Origin of the sequence: Actinomadura sp. NPDC048032, from assembly GCF_040653175.1 — a bacterium.
Taxonomy (GTDB): Bacteria; Actinomycetota; Actinomycetes; order Streptosporangiales; family Streptosporangiaceae; genus Spirillospora; species Spirillospora verrucosospora.
In genome coordinates this window covers 1-2,371 of record NZ_JBEZJP010000704.1, presented here as the reverse complement: position 1 = coordinate 2,371, position 2,371 = coordinate 1, and the positions used below count along the sequence as shown (strand labels likewise).

3 protein-coding genes are annotated in these 2,371 nt (G+C 76.6%); 1 reads left to right on the top strand and 2 read right to left on the bottom strand.

The annotated features are described in order from the left end of the window. Positions 1 to 1,018, bottom strand: a 1,018-nt coding sequence (locus tag AB0C69_RS41300; RefSeq protein ID WP_360362165.1) for a glutamate--cysteine ligase, incomplete at its 3' end; no start/stop codon positions are given. Between the two features lie 116 nt (positions 1,019 to 1,134). Between AB0C69_RS41300 and AB0C69_RS41295 the strand changes: the two genes are divergently transcribed. Beyond that, complete coding sequence (locus tag AB0C69_RS41295; RefSeq protein WP_360362162.1) at positions 1,135 to 2,151, top strand: hypothetical protein; 1,017 nt, start codon at positions 1,135 to 1,137, stop codon at positions 2,149 to 2,151. On the opposite strand, the gene AB0C69_RS41290 is transcribed toward AB0C69_RS41295, so the two are convergent. Further along, a partial coding sequence (locus tag AB0C69_RS41290) for a hypothetical protein (RefSeq protein ID WP_360362159.1) occupies positions 2,126 to 2,371 on the bottom strand: 246 nt, incomplete at its 5' end. The genes AB0C69_RS41295 and AB0C69_RS41290 overlap by 26 nt on opposite strands.

The following is a 2,371-nucleotide window of genomic DNA, read 5'->3' as shown; positions in this document are numbered from 1 at the left end:
CGAGGAGCTTGGCGACGGTGTCGAGATCGCCCGCGCGGTCGAGCGCGGGGGCCAGGTGCTCGACGAGCGCGGCCACCACCTCGCGGGCGGGGGCGGCCGTGTGGGTGCGCGGGTGCACGAGCTCGCCGCGCAGGCCGGAGCGCCCGGCCCGCCACATGGCCAGGCGCACCAGGTCCGTGCGCACCGGGTCGGGCGGCTCGCTCCGCCGCCACGCGTCCGCGGCGGTGTCGACCAGCGCCCGCACCAGCGCACCCTGCAGAACGGCGTCGTCGGCGTCCAGGCACACGTCCGCGACGCGGATCTCGACCGTCGGGTAGTGCCGCGACAGCCGGGCGTCGAAATAGATCATGCCCTCGTCCACCAGGACCCCGGTCGCGAGCAGCGCGTCCACCGCCGTCCGGTACGCGCTCGCCGAGCCGAACAGCTCGGTCGGGCCGCTGGAGGGCCAGCGGCCCCAGACCTGGTGCCGCCAGCTGTCGGAGCCCGTGTCGGCGCCCTGCCAGAACGGGGAGTTCGCGCTGAGCGCGAGCAGCGGCGGCAGCCACGGCCGGATCCGGTCGAGGACGGCGGCGCCCTCTTCGGGGGACTCGATGCCGACGTGCACGTGGCAGCCGCAGGTGAGCTGCTCGTCGGCGGTGGGGCCGAAGGCGTCGGCCATCCGCAGGTAGCGGTGCGACGGGGTGAGCGAGGGACGGACGCTGACCGGCGACGTCGCCAGCGCGGCGACGGCGGCGCCCACCCCGGCCGCGGACTGGCCCGCCGCGATCCGCGCCGACCGGACGTGGTCGGACAGCTCGTCGAGCGAGCCGCAGACCGGGGTGGCCGTCTCCAGCTGCTCGCGCTGGAGCTCGGTCTCCAGCGCCTTGGAGCGCCGCCCGCCGGTCAGGAACAGCTCGTCGTGGCGCCGGGCGTAGTGGATCACGGAGCCGGACAGGGCCTGGGGCGCGCCCGTCTCCGGGTCGACCAGGAGCAGCTCCTCCTCCACGCCGAACGTGCGCCCCGCCGCGCGAAGTGTCACCAGACATTCCTTCCCTGCCAGCACGGATGTACGTCCCGCGAGGGGAGCGTTCTGGCGGCGCGGGCCTGCCTAGAATGCGCCGGCGTCGACCGAGCGCTTGGTTAAAAGGAGGTGGTATGTCCTATCTCGTCGGCCAGTGGGGCACCGGACCCGTCGGCAGATCGTCGCTCAGGGCGCTGCTCGGGCACCCGGACCTCGAACTCGCCGGGATCGTCGCCGTCGACCCCCGGCACGCCGGCGTCGACGCCGCCGAGCTGGCCGGAAGCGGCCGCCCAGCCGGGATCCGCGCCACCGAGGACCCGGCGCCGCTCCTGGCGCGGCGGCCCCATGTCGTCTGCCACACGGCCTCCCGCGCCCGGGACGCGGCAGGGGAGCTGTGCCGCATCCTGGAATCGGGCACCGGCGTGGTCTCGGACATGCTGCCCTCACTCGTCCATCCGCCGTCCGCCGACCGCGCCCTCGTGCGCCGGCTCCGGTCCGCGTGCGCGACCGGCGGCGCCGCCTGCCTCACCCTCGGACCCAGCCCGGTGAACGACGTCCTCCCGCTGCTGCTGAGCGGCGGCTGCCTGCGCGTGCACTCCGTCAAGGTCACCCGGTTCACCTGCCGGGACGACCCCGAGACCGGCGCCCGGCTCGGCTTCGGCGGCCCCCTCGGGCACCGTCCGCCGATCGTCCGGCCGGGCGGGCCGAGGCGGGCGTGGGGCCCGGTCGTGCGCCTCCTCGCCGAGCACCTGGCCGTTCCGCTGGACGAGGTGACCGAGACCTACGAACTGTGCCCGGCGCCCGAGGACGTCGGCCGCGTCGCCAAGGGGGCCCTCGCCGGCCTGCGGTTCCAGGTGTCGGGGCTGCTGCGCGGCCGTCCCGTGATCACCGTCGAGCACGTCGCCCGGGTGCGCGCCGACATCGCCCCCCACTGGCCGGCCCCGCCGCCGGGCGCGACCGGCGGCCACCGCGTCGAGATCGACGGCGAGCCGCCCTGGCGGATGGACCTCGCGGGGCCCGCCGCCGACGATCCCGCCGCCTCGACCGCGCTGCGCATGGTCAGCGCCGTCCCCACCGTGGCCGAGGCCCCGCCGGGCCTGCACACCCCGCTGACCCTGCCGCCGTTCACCGGTCGGCGCCGCCTGCGCTGAGCCAGGCGGCGACCAGCGTCCCGGTCTCCTCCGGCCGGTCGACGTAGAGCATGTGGCCGGCGTCGACCTCGCTGATCACGAGGCCGGGGCCGAGCGCGGCGCGCAGGTCCACCACGAACTCGGGGCGGACTGGACGGCCGGCGGCGGGGGCGCGTCGCTGCGCTGGCGCGGAGCGGACGGGGCCGTCGTGCGGGAGGGACGCGACGGTGGGCCCGTGCTG